This is a genomic window from Haloarcula sebkhae (genome assembly GCF_014647415.1).
Taxonomy (GTDB): Archaea; Halobacteriota; Halobacteria; order Halobacteriales; family Haloarculaceae; genus Haloarcula; species Haloarcula sebkhae.
This window is the reverse complement of the sequence record NZ_BMPD01000002.1, coordinates 492884-510784: the sequence shown is the minus strand read 5'-3', so window position 1 is coordinate 510784 and position 17901 is coordinate 492884. Positions and strand designations below refer to the sequence as shown.

The window sequence follows — 17901 nt, the reverse complement described above, 5'->3', positions numbered from 1 at the left end:
GACGAAACTGGAGGATAAGATAATCCGGCGTGGCTACAGGCTGAGCAGGAGTGTCGCGTTGATCACGACGGCCGCTACCCACGGAAGTGCCAGTCCGAGTGGCACGACGACGCCACGCTGGTCGCTCAACAACTGGCGGGTCAGCCCTGCCAGCCCGAGGACGCCAACCTTCGTCAGGCCGAGAACCGCGATTCCGAACGTCTCTATCGCGGCCCGCATCAGCGGATTTCCCTCCTGCAGGCCGTGCTGGAGGCCGACGTGTGTCAGCCACACGTCGATGATGAGCGTCACGGCGACGACAAGCCATAGCTCTCGCTCGACGGCCACAAGTTCGTCGAGCAGGGCGCTACACCATCCGTCGATGGTCCCTATCGAGACCGTTCGGTCCGTTCTGAGCACGTCACCCTCCGCAACCACGCCCCCACGTGGTCTGTTATCTGGTTGTCATCCCACGTATTAAATACACACTGTTTACTGCTGAAACCGGTGGAGTAGGGACTGTATACCCAAGGGAAACCCGATGCCACCGGATCGAGTTTGAACGACGCGTTCAATGCACCCAGTGCATATAATGTCGCAGCTACCGCGCATGCGATTATCACCTCTCATAATGGTGGCGCACCATTGATATCGGGTGCCGGACTACTCACGCATCATGAGTGCCACCGGCCACGCCCGAGAGACGCCGCCGTCGGCCAGGCGTCGTCGCTGGTGGCTTCCGCTTCTCCTCGTACTCTTTTTGCTCCCACTGCTCGGTATCGTCGGTTCCGGCACGGCCGCGGCCGAAGACACAGAATCGCCGGAATGGGGCAATGTGACGCGGGGCAATTCTACGACTATCGAGGTGTCCCTGTACGACGACGGCGGGTCGATAGACACGAGTACGATTCAGGCGGCGGATTTCGCGTTAACTGAGGGCCGAGTGGAGAACGTCTCGGTCGCATCGATCAACGCCTCCGGAGCAAACAGGACAGGGGTACGCGTCTCCCTGCTGCTGGAGAAAAAAGTCGACACAGACAACGTCACCGTCAGCCTCCGTGACACTGGCAGTATCTCAGACGAAGCAGGGAACGAGCTTCCCCACGAGTCAGTCACCGTCACCGGGATGGACTCCGTCGTACCGAAGTACCAGTCGTTCGAACTGAGTCGCGTCAATAGCTCTACTGCCCGCATCTCTGTCGGGATTCACGAACCGATACAGCAGCTCGAGATCTCCGTCGGTGGCCCGTCGATAGACACACTCAACATCTCGGGGTTCACCGAACGCACCGGCAGTACGCTCACGTATACACGAAAGTACACCTTCCCGGAGGAAGGCGAGTACTCGCTGCTGTTGCTGTCGGTAACTGACGAGAACGGAAACGAGAACTCCTTTGGCCGACAGCAGACGTTTCTCTATGACGACTCCGCGCCGAACGTCACCGTCACTGGGCCGGAGAACGCAACGGTCGGCGAGTCGGTGACCTTCTCCGCGGCGGAGACGACAGACGATCAGGGCATCGACTCGGTCCGGTGGCAAGTCGGGAGTGATACAATTCTCACAGGCAAGAACATCACAGTAGCCTTTGCTTCACCCGGCAGTCACGAAGTCACGGCGACGGCCGCTGATCCGCTCGGGAACACGGAAACAGTGACGAAAGTCGTGTCTGTGACGGGGAATGGTCCCGCTGGGAACGTGACCGTGCGGCAGCCGAACGCGACAATGGCGAACGTCTCGGTAAACGGGTCCGGTCAGGCACAACGGATTCAGCCCATAGACGGAGCGCTCGTCACCGGCCAGAACGGGACGCTAGAGCGGCTTGCCGTTTCCTTCCCGCGTAACGAATCTACGACACTCACTATTCGTTCCCGTCGTCCCACGTCAGCGTTCGCGACTGCCACTGGCCACATCGCTATCAGCCAGTTCGACATCGATCACGGCTCCGTCCCGGCTCAGGACGCGACGTTCACGTTTACTGTGGACCGTGACGCGCTGGCGGCGGTCGGCGCGATGCCCGATGCCGTGACGCTCTTCCGGAGCGGCGACGGGTGGATGCCGTTGTCGACTGAGATCGCGAGCCGGGGCGAGTCACACATCGTCTACCGGGCTGAGTCGCCGGGTCTCTCGACCTTCGTCGTTGGCGTCGAACAGACGACAGCGACAGACATGGATGCGGAGACGGCGACGAACGACTCGGAAGCGTCGACGTCCGAACCAGAGATGACGGAGAAATCGACAGAGAAGCCCGGACAGCCGGATATCGTGGTTACGAACGCTACGGCGGTACCATCGACACTCGGTCCCGGCGACCGGACTGTCATCACGGTCGAACTGGAAAACCGGGGCACCGCGAGCGGCGACAACAACGTGATCGTCGCGCTCAACACGTCGATACTGACAACACGGACAGTCACTGTTCCTGCCGGTGAGACGCGAACGACGGAGTTTGCCCGCTCAGTGCCAGAGGGGACCACTGGAAAATTGACTGTCGACGGGCAACGCGTCGGGAACGTGACGGATGACAGCGGTGGCCTCTCGATTCCAGCGCTGCCGTCGATTGGGGTTCCGAACCCGCTCTCGCTGTGGCCTGACGGCATCGTCGGAACCGTTCTCGGTGGGCTACTGGGCATCGCTGTCGGGCTGTACAGTGTTCTGAAAGGACTGGCGATCTACCTCGGCTACTGAACGACAGAATCCAGGTCGTCAGTCGATATTCGCTTCGAGTCGGTCGATCAGGTCGTCGTTCCCGAGATACAGCGGCGTCCGCTCGTGCAGCCCGTCAGGTTCGATTTCGAGTAGCGACTGGTCACCGTCGGAGGATCGACCGCCGGCCGATTCGAGGATGTAGGCCATCGGGTGTCCCTCGAACTGGACTCGGAGTTTCCCCTCAGGGCGTGACTCCAGTTCGGGGTACGAGAAGATACCGCCGTAGGTGAGCACCTGATTGATGTCCGCGACCATCGCCCCGCCGTAGCGGAGTTTCAGTTCGTGACGGACCTCTGCGGCGTATGACTCGAACTCGTCTGTCCAGGAGTCGACGCCGCCGCCGAACCCGAACACTGTGGGATCTTCAGGGACCGTCACATCGTCGTCGACGACCCGCTTGTCGCCGTCTTCGAGGATGTACTCGTGGACACTGCCGTCCCGAGCAACGACCATTGAGGTGATCGGGCCGTAGATGACGAACCCGGCGGCGAGGAGATTGGTGCCGACAGTCGGCGGCTGTTCGCTGTAGATGCCGAAAATCGTCCCCATCCCGCTGTTCGGTTCGAGGTTGCTCGATCCGTCGAGGGGGTCCATCGCGACGTGGAGGCGACCGTCTGTTGTTTTCACCGCTGCGCGTTCCTCGCTGGCGTAGGAGGCAACGCCGTCGATGCCCAGCACCCGCTGCTCAAACAGTTCGTCGGCACGCAGGTCAGCCGCGAGCTGGTCGTCGCCGGTGGGGTTGACGGAGTTGCTCTGGCCACGGTAGTCGGCAACAGCGCGGCGGACGTCCGGCGTCGTCGCGGCGATGGTGTCGATGACTTCCGTGACTGTCTGCGCGGCTTCGGTGGTCGAGGTGTCGAGTGACTTACTCATTTGTCAGATGTAGGGGCAGGGACTGGCCATCCAGTGACCAGTCGAATTTGTCTCCGAGCCTGCTGCCCGCAGGGTCTCTCATCACCAGTTGGTTCTACGGCACACCATAAGTATCTTTTTCCTGACATTTACTACATTTCGAGTGAATATTCAGTCGCGGGGCAGTGCTTGCCGCTAAGCCTGTGACTGGTTAACTCGGGGAACTCCGGCCCCGCGATGATCCGATACCGTCGGCAGACTTACACGACCACCGGACGAAGGCGCCGGTATGCATCTCGAAACTGTCGACACTGTCGGCGTCGTTGGAGCTGGAACGATGGGCAACGGCATCGCCCAGGTCGCCGCGACGGCCGGCTACGATGTCGTCATGCGCGATGTGACAGAAGAACTGGTTGCCGCCGGGTTCGAGGAGATACAGTCGAGCTTCGAGACACTCGTTGCGCGCGACACAGTGACAGAACAGGAGGCAGAAGCGGCAACAGCCCGCATCACCGGCACCACCGAGATGGACGACCTCGCGGATGCCGACCTCGTCGTCGAGGCCGTCACGGAGGACATGGAGATCAAGCAGTCTGTGTTCGAGGACCTCGACGCAGTCTGTGGGCCTGACACAGTGCTTGCCAGCAACACGAGCACGCTCTCGATTACGACAATCGCCAGTGCCACCGAACGGCCTGAGCAGGTTCTCGGACTGCACTTCATGAACCCCGTGCCGGTCATGAAAGGCGTTGAACTCGTCGTCGGCGAGAAAACTAGCGACGAGACAGTGACGCTGGGCCGGGAGTTCGCCCACGACATCGGCAAGGAAACCTGGGAAGCCGACGACAAGCCCGGCTTCGTCGTAAACCGCGTCCTGATGCCCTGGATCAACGAAGGCATCCGGGCATACGACGAAGGTGTCGCCGACAAGGCCGACATCGACCGCGGGCTAACGCTCGGGACGAACGTCCCCATGGGGCCGCTCGAACTAGCCGACCACATCGGCCTCGACGTGGTTCTTGACGCCTCTGAGACGCTGTATGAGGAGTTGGGTGACCGCTACAAGCCTGCATACCTGCTCAAGCGCAAGGTTGCAGCCGGCGATCTCGGCAAAAAGTCCGGTAAGGGCTTCTACGAGTACGATTGACCGATCCGCGGTGACAAAGGCCGACAGTAGCAGTCTGAGTACGATACCCGGCAACGGGCCGAGCGTTGGCCAACAGTAAAGACCCAACCAGCGTTAGAATCTGTCATGGACTTTAGCCCCACACAGGAACAGCGCCAGATACAGGAGATGGTCGCGGACTTCGTCGACGAGGAGGTCAAGCCGCGGGCAGCGGAGATCGACGAAACCGACGAGTTCCCGTGGGATCTCGTCGACGAGATGGCCGACCTCGGTCTGATGGGAATGCCGATTCCGGAGGAGTACGGCGGGGCCGAACTAGATTATCACAGCTACGCCATGGCCCTGGAAGAGATTTCGCGTGGAAGCGGCGGGCTCGGCACAATCGTCGCCGCACACATCTCGCTGGCCTGCAACATGATCTACGAGTTCGGGAACGAGGCCCAGAAAGAGACCTACCTCACACCGCTTGCCGAGGGCGAGGAGATCGGCGCGTTCGCCCTCTCCGAAGCGGGTGCGGGCAGTGACGTGCCCGCGATGGACACCACTGCCGAACCCGTCGACGGCGGCGACGCCTATCTGGTCAACGGCGGCAAGCTCTGGATCTCCAACGGGTCCGTCGCCGACACTGTCGTTTTGTTCGCGAAGACCGACCCCGAGGCCGGCAACAAGGGTATCTCCTCGTTCATCGTTCGCCCCGAGGAGGACGACGGCTTCATCGTCGAAGGGACCGAGCACAAACTCGGTGACAAGGGCTGTCCGACTGCCGAACTGCGGTTCGACGATATGCGCATCCCTGCCGACCGTATGCTCGGTGAGGAGGGCCGCGGGTTCGTCCACGCGCTCAAAACGCTCAACGGCGGACGCATCACTATCGCGGCCCGCGGTGTCGGCATCGCCCAAGCTGCGCTGGACGAGGCACTGAAATACGCCCAGGACCGTGAGCAGTTCGACCAGCCGATCAGCGATTTCCAAGCCATCCAGCACAAGCTCGCCGACATGGACACGAAGACGCAGGCGGCCCGCCTGCTGATGCACCAGGCTGCCGATAAGAAGATGGCCGGCGAGTCGTTCGTCAAGGAGGCCGCCCAGGCCAAGCTCTACGCCTCCGAGGTGTCCCGAGAAGTGGCGAACGAGGGCATTCAGGTCCACGGCGGCTACGGCTACACGAAAGACTTCCCGGCCGAGCGGTTCTACCGCGACGCCAAACTCAACGAGATCTACGAGGGGACCAGCGAGGTTCTTCGGAATACGATTGCCAGCGAGCTTCTCGACTAGGGAAGCGAGAGGAGCCCTTCGACCACGACCGCACGCGTGAAGTAGAACGGTTTTCCGTCCGCACGGTAGCATCTCGCGCTGGCAATTCCAAGCGCGAGAAGCACTGCCACACCGACGGTCCCGGCGAGCATGCCGACAACTACTGACGGCTGGATGGTTGTGCGTGCGAACACGTACGTCGCGACGCTGGCGAGCGCCGCAAACGGGAGAGCGTCCAGACCTGCTAGGAGGAGTGAGCGGGACAGGGACATACCTGTGTTCTGTGGGAGCGCTCACAAAAAGGATATCCCATCCATCAGTGCCGGCGAAACGAAATTCGGCAGGGCCAAGAATGAATAGTTAGCTATCCTCGCCGAGCGCCTCGCGCATCCACTCGAACTGGTCCCGGAGCCGCCGCTCGCCAGCCTCGGTCAGCGAGTACTTGTCGGCGATGCCGTCCTCGCGGTGAGCGACGAACCCCGCCGACTCCAGCGCGTCGAGCGCGCCGTAGAAGCTCTTCGGTTCGATTCGCGTGTCGTAGCGGCGTTCGAGCCGCGTTTTCAGCCGCTGGCCGGAGAGTTCCCCGTCCTCGGCAGCAGCCAGCAGGACGCACATATCGCGCCGGCGGCCGCTCTGGAGCCACTTCGCCATAGGTGTCCGGTCACAGCCGCCCGGTTTCGCGTTTGCGGTTCCGAGTGGACCGCCAAGTTCGCATACCCCCGGTCCCTAGGGCCGCCGATGACCGATTCCGAACTCCCCGTCGAGGCGTCAGCCGACGGTATCACGGCCACCTACCGAGAGACCGACGAGGAACGGCTGCTGATATTCGAGAGCGACAGCGGGAGCGCCGCGGTCGCACAGAACATCGAGGGGTACGCGATGCTGAAGGTCCGGCCGACCGCTGACGGCGACGAACTGGAGCGATACTACGGCTTCGACATGGCACTCGACCACGCGGCGGAACTGCTCGGTGTGTCCCCGAACGAGCTGCCGGTTCCCGACCCGGCTGCTGACATGGGGATGTAGCGGCTGGCTACGACAGTCGTCGGTGTGACTTGTGACCTGACAGCGTGAGTATTGTGTGGTGATTATCCTGTTCGTCGACTGGTAAGTAGGTGAGTACGAACCGGAGTGTGAGCGGATGTCGTCGGAGCCATCCAGTACGTATTCTGTAAAAATAGCAGTATTTGCGATATGTCCAGCTGGTTAGTAGTATAGCTAAAATTGATATCACAAGAGGACTCCGAATACATCATTCAGATATTATAAAACTGCTTTAATAATCACTGCCACCCCTCACTCGCATGGTCGATTTCACTCGACGGCAGGTGCTTTCACAGTCGGTGGCTGCTGCGCTTGGGGCCAGCGTCATCGGCGTGGCAAGCGGCGAAGAGGTCGAAGAGACAGACACACCTGGGGCACCGAGCGTCGCCGGGAGTCTCAAACGCTTCTCGACGACGGCGTTTGGCGCGGAGGTGACAGGGCCGTTCGTCTTCGAGGACGGGTCACTGCTGTACAGCCTCCAGCACCCGGAAGGGGAGAATCCCGAACCGTTCGGACGGGCCGCAGTGGGCTATTTCAGCGGCTTCCAGTTCGAGTTCGACGGGAGCAACGACGATTTCCCGGAGGTAGGGGTTCCGGACACCGAGGAGAAACAGCGGCAGGTCCGATCAGCGGCCGGTGACTACGAAATCCTCATACAGGGGCGCGAACCGATCAACGACGGCGAGGAGCGCCTCGGCGTGGTCCAGACGCCTGACGGGACAGATATCACGCAGGAGAACTTCGCCGGCACGCAGTACGGCGGCGCGGCGACGAACCCCGACTGTAACCAGTTCGTCCCGAGCAACGACGAGGGGACCGAGGGCTACCTGTTTACAAACTGGGAGAACAGCCCCGGGTGCGTCTCGCGGGTCCCGCTCAGCCAGGACGAGAACGGCGAGTGGAGCGCAGACACCGAGAACGCGATGAACCTGACCAACACCGACTCGCTCCGTGAACACGGCGGGACGCGGATCAACTGTTACGGCGACCTCAGCCCGTGGGAGACGATGATCTCCGCCGAGGAGAACTACGCACACCCCCGCGTCAGCCTGACGGCGACGGTAAGCGACATCGTCGAGGCGGGGTCGGGCGAGGGCCTCATCGGCGGGTGTCAGTTCTGGAACCGGCCGAACCCGAGCAAGATATCGGGCGCAATCGAGTCCTACGCCGAGAGCGGCGACCTCGACGAGAACTTCGGCCCGCAGGGCTACTGGGCGCTGACCGGCGTCGAGTTCCTCGCGTACTACCTCGGTGCGGAGCGCGACGACCAAGGGGACAGCGAGAACCTCGACACGACACTGCTCGACGACGTGTATCCGAATCCGTACCGGTACGGGTACTTCGTCGACTTCCGCGAACCGACCGCCGACGAACCTGAAGCGGTCAAGTACTATGTGATGGGGCGGGCCTCGTGGGAGGCACCCGACATCGAAGGCGACCAGCGGACCCTCTATGGTTGCTCGGACGGCGACAGCAAGGGCATCTACAAGTTCGTCGCCGACGAACCGATTCCGGAGTACGACGAACCGATGGACGTCGCCGGGACGCTGTACGCACCGAAGATCACGAACGACGCAGCCAACGCTGCCGAAGCCGGGGAGCGGAACTCTCCCGCACAGACTCCACTCGAAATCGAGTGGATAGAACTCGGCCACGCCACCAACGGCGAGGTCGAATCCTGGGTCGCCGAGTACGACGACGTGACTCAGGCTGACTACCTCAGCGCACACGCCGACTGGGCGGACGGCGACGAGGTGACAGCGGCGGTCATCAAGCAGGCCGACCTGTCCGTCATCGAGAACGGGAACCGGAACTACATCACGAACGAGGAAATCGTCGAGTGGGCCGAGCAGTACGAGGCGAACGGGCCCGACGGCGTCGACGAGGAACTCCGTCGCGTCCCGTTCCTTGAGACCCGTGCAGCCGCCAAGGAGATCGATGCATCCATCGAGTTCAACAAGGCAGAGGGCGTTGACACCGTGGATAACTCACAGCCCGGCGATTTCATCTACTTCGGTATTTCGGAGTTCAACGACGCACTCGCGGACGACGAGGGCGATATCCAACTCGACCGCGTCGACGGCGGCGTCGTCTATCGCGGGGTGCTGGAATCGGACTACAACGTCTCGACGCTCGAACCAGTCATCACTGGCCCCGATTTCACCGACTCGCCGGAGGACGCGAACGATGCGCTCCGGAACATCGACAACGTCTACACGATGCGCGACGGCCGCGTCATCTGCTGTGAGGACGGCTTCGGCGGCCCAGCGCGCTCGTACCCGAACGACGGTCTCTATGTCTACCAGCCCAACGTCGTCGTCAGCGCCAACTCCGCCGCGGTCGGCAGCGGGTCGACGGGTAGCGTCCCGCTGACTGCCTCGTCACTCCCCGCTGGCTTTTCCGGTGCCCAGCTCTCCGTCACCGTCTCGAACCCCGAAATCGCGTCCATCACCGGCATTTCATTCCCCGACGCGCTCGGACTCACAGAGAGTTCCATCAGCGACGACGGCTCGTCGGCGACAATCCGTGTTGCCGACGTCGATACGAACGTCCAGTCCGGCGCGATGGACGTGTCACTCGCAACGCTCGACGTCCGCGCCAACGGTGGCGGCACGACTGACCTGACCGTCACTATCGAGCAGATGGACGACGAGAACGGCAACGCCATCGAGGCAGAAGTTCGAAACGGCATCGTCGTGGGCGGCCCGCAGACGGTCGTCGGCGACGCCGCACCGACCGACCCCGACGGCGACGGTCACTTCGAGGACCTCAACGGCAACGGCCGTCTCGACTACGAGGACGTGCAGGTGCTGTTCTCAAACATGGACTCCGACAGCATCCAGCTGAACACCGGCGCGTACGACTTCAACGAAAACGGCAAGATCGACTTCGCCGACGTGACGGCCCTCTACGAAGAGGTCAACTGACGGCCGCGACCGGATCCCATTCCCATCTTTCGATACAGCAACACAATGACCGACGACACCACCCGTTCGATACCCGGTCGCGTCCGAACCGCCAGCCGCCCCCTCGCGCTCGTCGCGCTCGTCCTCCTCGCGGGGACGGTCCCCGCACTCGCCACAGGGCAGAGTACGCCAGCAATCAGTATCGAGACAGACTCCGTCGCTGCCGGCGAAACGATGGCCGTACCGGTCGTCCTCACCAGCGCGCCGGACGGACTGGCCGGCTACCAGCTCGAACTCTCCGTCGATGACCCCGCTGTCGCCCGATTCAAGAACGCGAGCTACCCCGACCGGTTCGGACTCACGACCGATCCCGTCGTTAGTTCAGATGGCGGGACAGTCACGCTTGAGGCGGCTGACCTTGACGGGCAGATCGAGCCCGGAGCTAGCGGTGTGACACTCGCGACAGTCACGCTCGCTGGCGTCGACGTCGGTGAGACGCAGGTGACTGTCGCGTCGAATCAGGTCGACGCCGACGGCGGCGGGGCGGTTGAGCCGGCCACAGAGGCGGCAACAGTCACGGTGACCGGCGAGACGACCGACACTGTCGCTGCCAGCTCGACCGAAGCGTCCTCATCGGCCGCCGGGTCCGCAACCGAATCGGCGAGTGCCGCGGGTGACGCGACCGGCGATGCTACGGCTGTCGGCGACCAGTCGACGACCGGAGCCGACGGTTCGATCCCGATGGCGTTGGTGCTCGCCGCAGTCGCCGGAGCGGTGGTACTCGCGGCCAGAACCGCTCGATAACCGTAACAACTCAACACTACCCATGCCACAATCAGGCACCGCAGATACACCGACGGACAGTCCGACCTACCGCGAGTACATCCTCGACGTGCGCATCGTCGAACGAACGACAGACGAGGGCAAGACACGCTACCGATTCGAGGCCCCAAACCACCAGGGGGCCGAGTTCGCGGACCCGGAGATGGCGACGCTGTACGCCGACGTGTACTTCGACGTGAACGGCTTTCAGGAGGCCGAGACTGGGGACCGCGGCGTCCCGCCGACCGTCATCCAGGCCGGCCGTGATACGCTCGTCGCGTACTTCCTCACGCAGGACGGCGTTGACATCCACTGGGCAGCGTCGTTCTACGGCGAGAAACCGGAGAAAATCGAGCGGTACATTTCGCGCGTCCGTAAGCGGTCAAAGCAGATCCGCGAGGGAGCGAAAGAACAGGGCCACGCCTGAGTCGCCACTGCAGCGTCTCCAGTAGTTCCAGCCCAATATCCACACCAGAGACGCGACTGCGTACGAACGCAATACGCTTCCAGAACGGAACAGAAAGCCATCGAACCGAAGACGTTCACGAGTGAATCCGCCGGAAACAGCGCTGTTGGAACGTGGGGCTTTTTCATATCGGGAGTGTGAGCGTCAGTTAATGGTCGGTGATTAGTGATGTCGGTTCGCGTCGACTGGCGACAGAGCGTCGCTCTGACCGGCACTGTCATCAAGTATCTCGCCGTCGCAATGCTGGTCCCGCTCGGGATCGGTTTGCTGTACGGAGAAGATACCGTTGTCTTCCTGATTTCTATCGGGATCGCCATCACACTCGGCGTAGCGATAGAGCAAGCCAGCGACAGCCACGAACTCGGGCCGCGCGAAGCGCTGTTGTTCGTCGGCCTCTCCTGGGGTGCTGTCGCAGTTGTCGGCGCGATTCCGTACGTTATCGCGGGGTACGGGACTGAATCAGCACTCGGTGAGCCTGTGAACGCGCTGTTCGAATCGATGTCCGGGTTTACCACCACTGGCGCGACCGCTACCAACGAAATATCGTTTGCTCGCCACTCCCACGCGCTGTTGATGTGGCGACAGCTCACCCAGTGGCTCGGCGGCATGGGTATTATTGTCCTGATGGTCGCCATTCTTCCGGAGGCAGCCGTCAACGGGGCGCAGTTGATCGAATCAGAAGCGCCTGGTCCCGAACTCCAGAAGCTGACGCCGAAGATAGCCGAGACCGCCCGACTCCTCTGGCTGTTCTATCTGGGCTTTACTGTCCTGTACGTCCTCATTCTGCTCGGCCTCCATTACGCGGGCTACGCACCGAATATGGATGCGTATAATGCCGTTGCTCATGCATTCACGACGCTGCCGACCGGCGGTTTCTCCCCACAGGCAGAGAGCATCGCCTACTTCTCACCGGCTGTCCAGTGGGCCGTCATTCCGTTCATGCTCATCGCCGGGATGAACTTCGCGCTGTTTTACCTTCTGTTGCAGGACGAGTACGCCGCCTTCCTCAAGGACCGAGAACTACAGGCGTACCTCAGCGCGAACGCCGGCGTGGCCGTCATCCTCTGGGGACTGCTCTTTACCGGGTCCGCGCCGCCGCTCGAACTCGGGGGCATTACACAGGGGGCGCTGGAGAACTCGCTCCGGCAAGCCACGTTTCAGGTCGCCTCGTTGCTGAACTCGACCGGGTACGCGACGAGCGACTTCGCCCAGTGGGGCAACACCGCACAGGGAGTCCTGGTGTTCGCGATGTTCATCGGCGGCTCCGCAGGGTCGACCGGTGGCGGCGTCAAAATCGTCCGATGGCTCGTCGTGCTCAAGAGCATCCGACGCCAACTGTTCACGACAGCCCACCCTAGCGCCGTCAAACCAGTTCGGCTCGGCGGGCAGGTCATCGACGAGGACGTTATCAACGCGATATATGGATTCACCCTGTTGTACCTGCTCACGTTCGGTGTCGCGACGGTGTTCCTCCTCCTCGATGCCGGTCGTGTCGGGCTCGAACTGACTGTTTTCGAAGCCATCAGCGCAAGCCTGGCGACCATCGGGAATATCGGCCCCGGGTTCGGCTTTCTGGGGCCGTTCGGGACCTACGAACTCTTCCCGGAGACCAGCAAACTGCTGATGATCTTCCTGATGTGGATCGGTCGACTGGAGATCATTCCGGTGTTCGTGATATTTACCGGGGCGTTCTGGAACGAGTGAGTGCCGGCAACTTGTTCCACCGCTATTTGTAGCCGCCAGTTCAGTTATATACCTCCCAGATAGAGATGTCCGTATGTCCAGTCCTGAAAACGGACCGACACCGCCTGAGGGGGTCCCGGATAAAGTGGCGACGGAACTGCCACAGTTGACGCCTGACGAACTCCGCAATACGATCATCTATGCGCAGGAACTCCTGCGCTTTCACGACGAGACGGACTCGCCGGTGGAACCAGGCCCCAACGAGGAAATCCTTCGCGCGACCAAACGCGATGGCTACACTGAGGTGGTGAAGCGGACTACCTGTGCTGAAGAATGTGCTGACTGTCCACACGGACCGTATCTCTACCACGTCAAAGAGGAGACCAGACCCGAAGGTGGAACGAAAGTCCGCTGGATGTTTCTTGGCGAAGTGTATCCTGACGAAGAGTGAGAGACAGCGGGCGACCGCTCAGCTACGGGTCTAGCCCGTACAGTCCAGCGCGGATGAACACGAGTATCGGGATGATCTCCAGGCGGCCGACCCACATGTTCAGCACGAACATTCCCTCCGCAAGCGGGGACATCGACGGCCCGGTGATGCCCGAGGAAAGGCCGACGTTCCCTTGCGCGCTGGCGACTTCGAACAGAGCATCGGCGTAGCCGAACCCCGGTCCCGCGACGTTGGTGAGGACGATACTGCTGGTGACGAGAATGATGAGCCATAGCAGCGTCACGATGGCCGCTTCGCTGAACTCCCGCTCCATCGACTCGCGGTCGAGCGTCCGGTCGCCGATGCGGGCCGTAATCACCGCGTTCGTCGGGAGGAACACTCGCGAGAACTGCCAGATGATCCCGCGAGCGATGGTGTATCCTCGGATGATTTTGATGCCCCCAACAGTGGACCCCGCAGCGCCGCCAAGCACCATTGCACCGGCCACGAGCACCTTGCCGCCGGCGAGCCAGCGACCGATCGGTGCCGACTGGAAGCCGGTACAGCTGAGGGCGCTGACCCACTGGAACGTCGAGTCCCGGACCGCATCAAGCTGTGCAGCGTCGAGCATCGGCACCGAAAACGGCAGGAACGACTGGGTGGCAAACGCCTCAGTCGTCGCAGGAACGGACCACGCGTTTTGTACTGAGAGCCCAGCGACGCCGAGCGCGAGCAGGATAAACAGCCAGCGAGTCTGCAGGTCCGACACCAGTTCGCGAACCTGCCTATCGTGCAAGACGACGTAGTGGACCGGGAACGCAATCGCACCGAGAATCATGATCGGCAACAGGACGGTCTCGACAAGCGGCGAGTTGTACGTCGCAATCGAGTTGTCCGTGACCGAGAACCCGCCGGTCGTGAGCCCGGTCATGGCGTGATTGAGCGCCTGCCAGGCGGCCTCCCACAGCGACAGCGACGCCGCGTACTCGCTGTCGCTGGCGAGGATGGCACCGAACAGGAGCGCAAAGGAGAGGACCGTGTAGCCGGCGACGAGTTTCCAGACGGTGCGAACGGTGGAGACGACGCTGGGATGGATCTTCTCCTCGCGGGCCTCGCTCTGGTAGAGCGCGTAACTGCCGCTGCCGGGCCGCGACAGGATGGAGACGGTCAGAACGATGACTCCGACGCCACCGACGTACTGGATGAACGACCGCCACCACTGGACGGCGCGAGGAAGCGAGGGCTCGTGAATCGCCATCGTCAGGCCGCTCCCGGTCCACCCACTCATGCTCTCGAAGAATGCGTGGAGTGGGTTCCGGAAGTACGCCAGACTGGAGAGCGTGGTCGTTCCGCCGACCCTGATCGGCTCCCACGCACTCGTGTCCGTCCCGACCGGAACGAACGTATCCATGACAGCAGGGGGCGTGAACCATGCGGTCAACAGAAACGGCAACGACCCGAACGCGGCGACCAGCAGCCACCCGCCGGCGGCGATGACCATGCCGTGTTTCATCTGTGGGGCTGGGGCATCGGTGAACCAACGGTTCGCGAGGCCGCCGACAGCGGCGGTCACCCCGGCCGCAGTAAAGAACCCGAAAGCGGCGTAGAACTCCTGAAAGCCCAGCGCAATCGCGGCTGTGATCGTCATCAGTCCGGCCTCCATCAGCAGGAGCGAGCCAATATCGCGGGCGATCGTTTTCAGGTCCGTCGGGATCAGCCCGCCGTTCCGTCGCGACATGTCAGCTGTGATCCTCGGAGTGGCCGAAGATGTCGGTCACCTCCGGTGTCGCACCGTCTCCCGAGTAGACCGTGAGCAGATCGTTCGCCTCAATGCGTGTATCGCCGCGGGGCGTTATCGGATCACCGTCGCCGTTGCGCTCGATGGCCACGATAAGCGTCTGGCCGCCAATGAGCCCCTCCGTGTTGGCCTCCTCTAGTGTCTTGCCTGCAATCGGAGCATCTGGCGTGACTGTTATTTCGAACACCTCCGCCTGATCGCCAATGCGCATGAAGTCGACGATAGACGGCCGTTTGACAGCCCGGTAGAGATACTCGGCGATGAGCCGCTGTGGGTTCTGCATCGTGTTGACGCCGATCTGGCGGAACACGTTCATGTGCTCGGGATTGTGGACGACGGAGACGATGTCCGGCACCTCCAGTTCCTGTGCCAGCAGACAGACCATGATGTTGGTCGCGTCCTGATCGGTTGTCGAGATGAGCGCGTCGGCACGGTCCGCACCGGCGTCCTCCAGCGTATCCTTCACCGTCGCGTCGTCGTTGATAACGAGACAGTCGTACTGTCTCGATGCGCGTTCCGCCCGCTCCTCGTTGCGTTCGATGACGACGACCTCGTTCCCCCCCGCTGTCGCAATCTCAAGCAACGGCGACCCGATATCACCCGCACCAACGATGACAATATACATTTTTGCCAGTGTACTGAACCGATCGTTGAAAGCCTACCGTTCCCAGTCGCAGTGAGGACACTGCAGTAGTTCGGGTACGTCCCGCTCCCAAACCACTATACTGTCGCCGATTGAACCGCACGATATGGCACATCTAACCGAGCAGTTCGACCATCCGGCGTGGCTGACAGCCGCCGGGACGCTCGCCGGCTACGGCATCATCCTCCTGTTCATGTTCCTGTTGCTGTTTATTCTGCCGTACCTCCTGTTCCCGGCCTGAGCGGAACCCGAGTCTCCCGATTTCACTCGTATCTCGAATCGATGAGAAACCCGAGCGAGATGAGTCCACAGACCATCGACAGGAATCCGACGATAGCGAGGCCGAACGGCGGGTTGTCGCCGGGGTAGGTTATGAGTCCGCCAAAGGAGGTGATACTGATGCCCCACAGGCCGACCGTTAGCACGAGATCCGCATACGTGTTCCAGGCGTCTTCGAGTGCGGGTTCGACGCGAGCGAGCCACCACCCGGACGTGTCCGACTGAGAGGACGACCCGCGACCCAGAAGTTGGCGAACTGCGGGCCGACCACCAGCAATGACGAGCGCAGCAGTGGAGAGCACTGCAACCCCCGCCAGCGCCGATACTGTGGCTGCCTGGACCTGTAACAACAGAAACAGGCTGACGTAGCCCAGAACCGCGATGCCCGCCGCGAGTCCACGAAGTATGTTCCCGATGCTCATTTCCCGTTGCTGGCTCCCTTCGAACTGGTCGGTATAGTGTTGTCCGTCTTACTGTGACGCGATCGCTTCGCTGCTGCGGTCAATGTGGCCGCTACAGGGGTATCGCAGTTAGTAAATAGGTCCGTGTGAGAGTACACGTCGATGGAAGGGAAGGCAGCAGCGCCCGCAGCAGGGACGGTCCTCAACGCGCTCGCGACCGGCCACGGCGCGGCGTTTGCTATCGACGAGTACACGACAGCGACCGTCACGCTCTCGACTGAGACCGACGGTGTCACCGGCGAGGTGGACGGTGCGCCGGACGCCGACACGCGGCTCATCGAGCGCTGTGTCGAGTACGTTATTGATGCCCACGGCGGTCCACAGAACGTGGGCGTCCCGGCGGTCTCCGGCGGGACCGTCACCACCGAGAGCGAGGTCCCGATGGCGTCGGGGCTCAAAAGCTCCAGCGCGGCCGCAAACGCGACCGTCATGGCGACGCTCGACGCCCTCGATGCGACCGAGCGGATGAGCCGTGAGGACATGGCCCGTCTGGGCGTCATGGCCGCTCGCGACGTGGGTGTCACCGTCACCGGGGCCTTCGACGACGCGTCGGCGTCGATGCTCGGCGGCGTCACCGTCACTGACAACGAGGACGACGCACTCCTGGCCCGCGAGGAAGTCGACTGGGACGTGCTCGTCTGGACGCCACCGGAACAGTCGTTTAGTGCTGACGCAGATGTCGAGCGATGCCGGCAGATCGCACCGATGGCTCGCCTCGTCGAGGATCTCGCGCTCGACGGCGACTACCAGCGGGCTATGACAGTCAACGGGCTCGCGTTCTCGGCCGCGCTGGACTTCGAGACGGACCCGGTACTCGACGCGCTCCAGCACGTCGAGGGCGTTTCCCTGTCGGGGACGGGACCGTCGTTCACCGCCGTCGGTGAGCGGGCCGCACTCGAAGCCGTACAGGACGCCTGGGACGAGCGACCCGGGGCGACCTGGCTGACGACGACACAAACCGAGGGAACACACACAGTATGAGCACGAATCCGAACCCAGAGGACATGTCGCTGGACGAACTGCGCGACGAAATCCGGACTATCGACCGGGAGATCGTCGAGAAAATCGCACAGCGAACCTACGTGGCTGACACCATCGCACAGGTCAAAGACGAGAAGGGGCTACCGACGACCGACGAGCAACAGGAGCAGGCCGTCATGGACCGCGCCGGTGACAACGCGGAGCAATTCGATGTCGACGAAAACCTCGTGAAAGCGATTTTCCGGTTGCTGATCGAACTGAACAAGGTCGAACAGCGAGAGAGTCGGTAGCAGAAGAACGGCTTCAATAGGACTTCTATACGCGTATTAGTGGCTTGAGTGCGATGTTACTCGCTCCACCGTCCGAACTTTTGGACTCGACGGGCAGTCGGAAGAGTTGGTCCGGTCTGTCGCACCCGTGGTCAGCATAACTATCGTGAAAACCATGATTCAGGACTGTGCAACTCTCTT

Annotated in this window: 19 protein-coding genes; 12 read left to right on the top strand and 7 right to left on the bottom strand. The window is 62.0% G+C overall.

Translation table 11 applies throughout. The annotated features are described in order from the left end of the window. Positions 1–33: 33 nt before the first annotated feature. Positions 34–417, bottom strand: coding sequence for a DUF5658 family protein (locus tag IEY38_RS08620; protein ID WP_188977014.1), 384 nt, complete (start codon positions 415–417; stop codon positions 34–36). A gap of 238 nt (positions 418–655) precedes the next feature. Here IEY38_RS08620 and IEY38_RS08615 point away from each other — a divergent pair, with 238 nt between their 5' ends. Then, complete coding sequence (locus IEY38_RS08615; protein WP_188977013.1) at positions 656–2665, top strand: PKD domain-containing protein; 2010 nt, start codon at positions 656–658, stop codon at positions 2663–2665. Between the two features lie 18 nt (positions 2666–2683). Here IEY38_RS08615 and IEY38_RS08610 read toward each other — a convergent pair whose 3' ends face one another. Continuing rightward, complete coding sequence (locus IEY38_RS08610; protein WP_188977012.1) at positions 2684–3559, bottom strand: class 1 fructose-bisphosphatase; 876 nt, start codon at positions 3557–3559, stop codon at positions 2684–2686. A 268-nt stretch (positions 3560–3827) separates the two neighbouring features. On the opposite strand from IEY38_RS08610, the gene IEY38_RS08605 reads away from it, so the two are divergent. Then, positions 3828–4685: a 3-hydroxyacyl-CoA dehydrogenase family protein gene (locus IEY38_RS08605; protein WP_188977011.1), complete on the top strand. Its 858-nt coding sequence runs from the start codon at positions 3828–3830 to the stop codon at positions 4683–4685. Positions 4686–4790: 105 nt separating this feature from the next. Then, on the top strand, positions 4791–5939 hold the full coding sequence (locus IEY38_RS08600) for an acyl-CoA dehydrogenase (protein ID WP_170096031.1): 1149 nt from the start codon (positions 4791–4793) through the stop codon (positions 5937–5939). Here the strand turns inward: IEY38_RS08600 and IEY38_RS08595 are convergent. Both IEY38_RS08595 and IEY38_RS08590 read right to left on the bottom strand, forming a co-directional pair. Beyond that, entirely contained in the window at positions 5936–6190 is a 255-nt protein-coding gene (locus tag IEY38_RS08595) for a hypothetical protein (RefSeq protein WP_005534539.1), read from the bottom strand. The two genes, IEY38_RS08600 and IEY38_RS08595, sit on opposite strands and share 4 nt — an antisense overlap. Positions 6191–6278: 88 nt before the next feature. Continuing rightward, positions 6279–6569: a PadR family transcriptional regulator gene (locus tag IEY38_RS08590; protein WP_188977010.1), complete on the bottom strand. Its 291-nt coding sequence runs from the start codon at positions 6567–6569 to the stop codon at positions 6279–6281. An 87-nt stretch (positions 6570–6656) separates the two neighbouring features. Here IEY38_RS08590 and IEY38_RS08585 point away from each other — a divergent pair, with 87 nt between their 5' ends. The 6 genes from IEY38_RS08585 (at position 6657) to IEY38_RS08560 (ending at position 13290) form a co-directional block, all read left to right on the top strand. After that, positions 6657–6944, top strand: coding sequence for a DUF7111 family protein (locus IEY38_RS08585; RefSeq protein WP_188977009.1), 288 nt, complete (start codon positions 6657–6659; stop codon positions 6942–6944). A gap of 278 nt (positions 6945–7222) precedes the next feature. Continuing rightward, the gene (locus IEY38_RS08580; RefSeq protein ID WP_188977008.1) at positions 7223–9889 is read left to right on the top strand and encodes an alkaline phosphatase PhoX; all 2667 of its coding nucleotides are present in this window, start codon (positions 7223–7225) and stop codon (positions 9887–9889) included. Between the two features lie 45 nt (positions 9890–9934). Further along, the gene (locus tag IEY38_RS08575; protein WP_188977007.1) at positions 9935–10672 is read left to right on the top strand and encodes a cell surface protein; all 738 of its coding nucleotides are present in this window, start codon (positions 9935–9937) and stop codon (positions 10670–10672) included. 22 nt (positions 10673–10694) lie between these two features. Continuing rightward, a complete protein-coding gene (locus IEY38_RS08570; RefSeq protein WP_188977005.1) occupies positions 10695–11117 on the top strand; it encodes a hypothetical protein in 423 nt (140 codons plus the stop codon). A 207-nt stretch (positions 11118–11324) separates the two neighbouring features. Continuing rightward, positions 11325–12860, top strand: a complete 1536-nt coding sequence (locus IEY38_RS08565; RefSeq protein WP_188977003.1) for a TrkH family potassium uptake protein — start codon at positions 11325–11327, stop codon at positions 12858–12860. A gap of 73 nt (positions 12861–12933) precedes the next feature. Further along, positions 12934–13290: a hypothetical protein gene (locus IEY38_RS08560; RefSeq protein WP_170096023.1), complete on the top strand. Its 357-nt coding sequence runs from the start codon at positions 12934–12936 to the stop codon at positions 13288–13290. A gap of 22 nt (positions 13291–13312) precedes the next feature. On the opposite strand, the gene IEY38_RS08555 is transcribed toward IEY38_RS08560, so the two are convergent. Then, entirely contained in the window at positions 13313–15007 is a 1695-nt protein-coding gene (locus tag IEY38_RS08555) for a potassium transporter TrkG (RefSeq protein ID WP_188977001.1), read from the bottom strand. 1 nt (position 15008) lies between these two features. After that, positions 15009–15692: a potassium channel family protein gene (locus IEY38_RS08550; protein WP_188976998.1), complete on the bottom strand. Its 684-nt coding sequence runs from the start codon at positions 15690–15692 to the stop codon at positions 15009–15011. A gap of 124 nt (positions 15693–15816) precedes the next feature. Between IEY38_RS08550 and IEY38_RS21640 the strand changes: the two genes are divergently transcribed. Further along, the gene (locus IEY38_RS21640; protein ID WP_255356166.1) at positions 15817–15951 is read left to right on the top strand and encodes a hypothetical protein; all 135 of its coding nucleotides are present in this window, start codon (positions 15817–15819) and stop codon (positions 15949–15951) included. 22 nt (positions 15952–15973) lie between these two features. On the opposite strand, the gene IEY38_RS08545 is transcribed toward IEY38_RS21640, so the two are convergent. After that, a complete protein-coding gene (locus IEY38_RS08545) occupies positions 15974–16411 on the bottom strand; it encodes a hypothetical protein (RefSeq protein WP_188976996.1) in 438 nt (145 codons plus the stop codon). Positions 16412–16552: 141 nt separating this feature from the next. Between IEY38_RS08545 and IEY38_RS08540 the strand changes: the two genes are divergently transcribed. Both IEY38_RS08540 and IEY38_RS08535 read left to right on the top strand, forming a co-directional pair. After that, entirely contained in the window at positions 16553–17431 is an 879-nt protein-coding gene (locus IEY38_RS08540; RefSeq protein ID WP_188976994.1) for a shikimate kinase, read from the top strand. Continuing rightward, positions 17428–17721 (top strand): chorismate mutase, encoded by a 294-nt coding sequence (locus IEY38_RS08535; RefSeq protein ID WP_004592890.1) that lies wholly within the window; start codon positions 17428–17430, stop codon positions 17719–17721. Before IEY38_RS08540 ends, IEY38_RS08535 begins: the two co-directional genes overlap by 4 nt. Positions 17722–17901 lie beyond the last annotated feature (180 nt).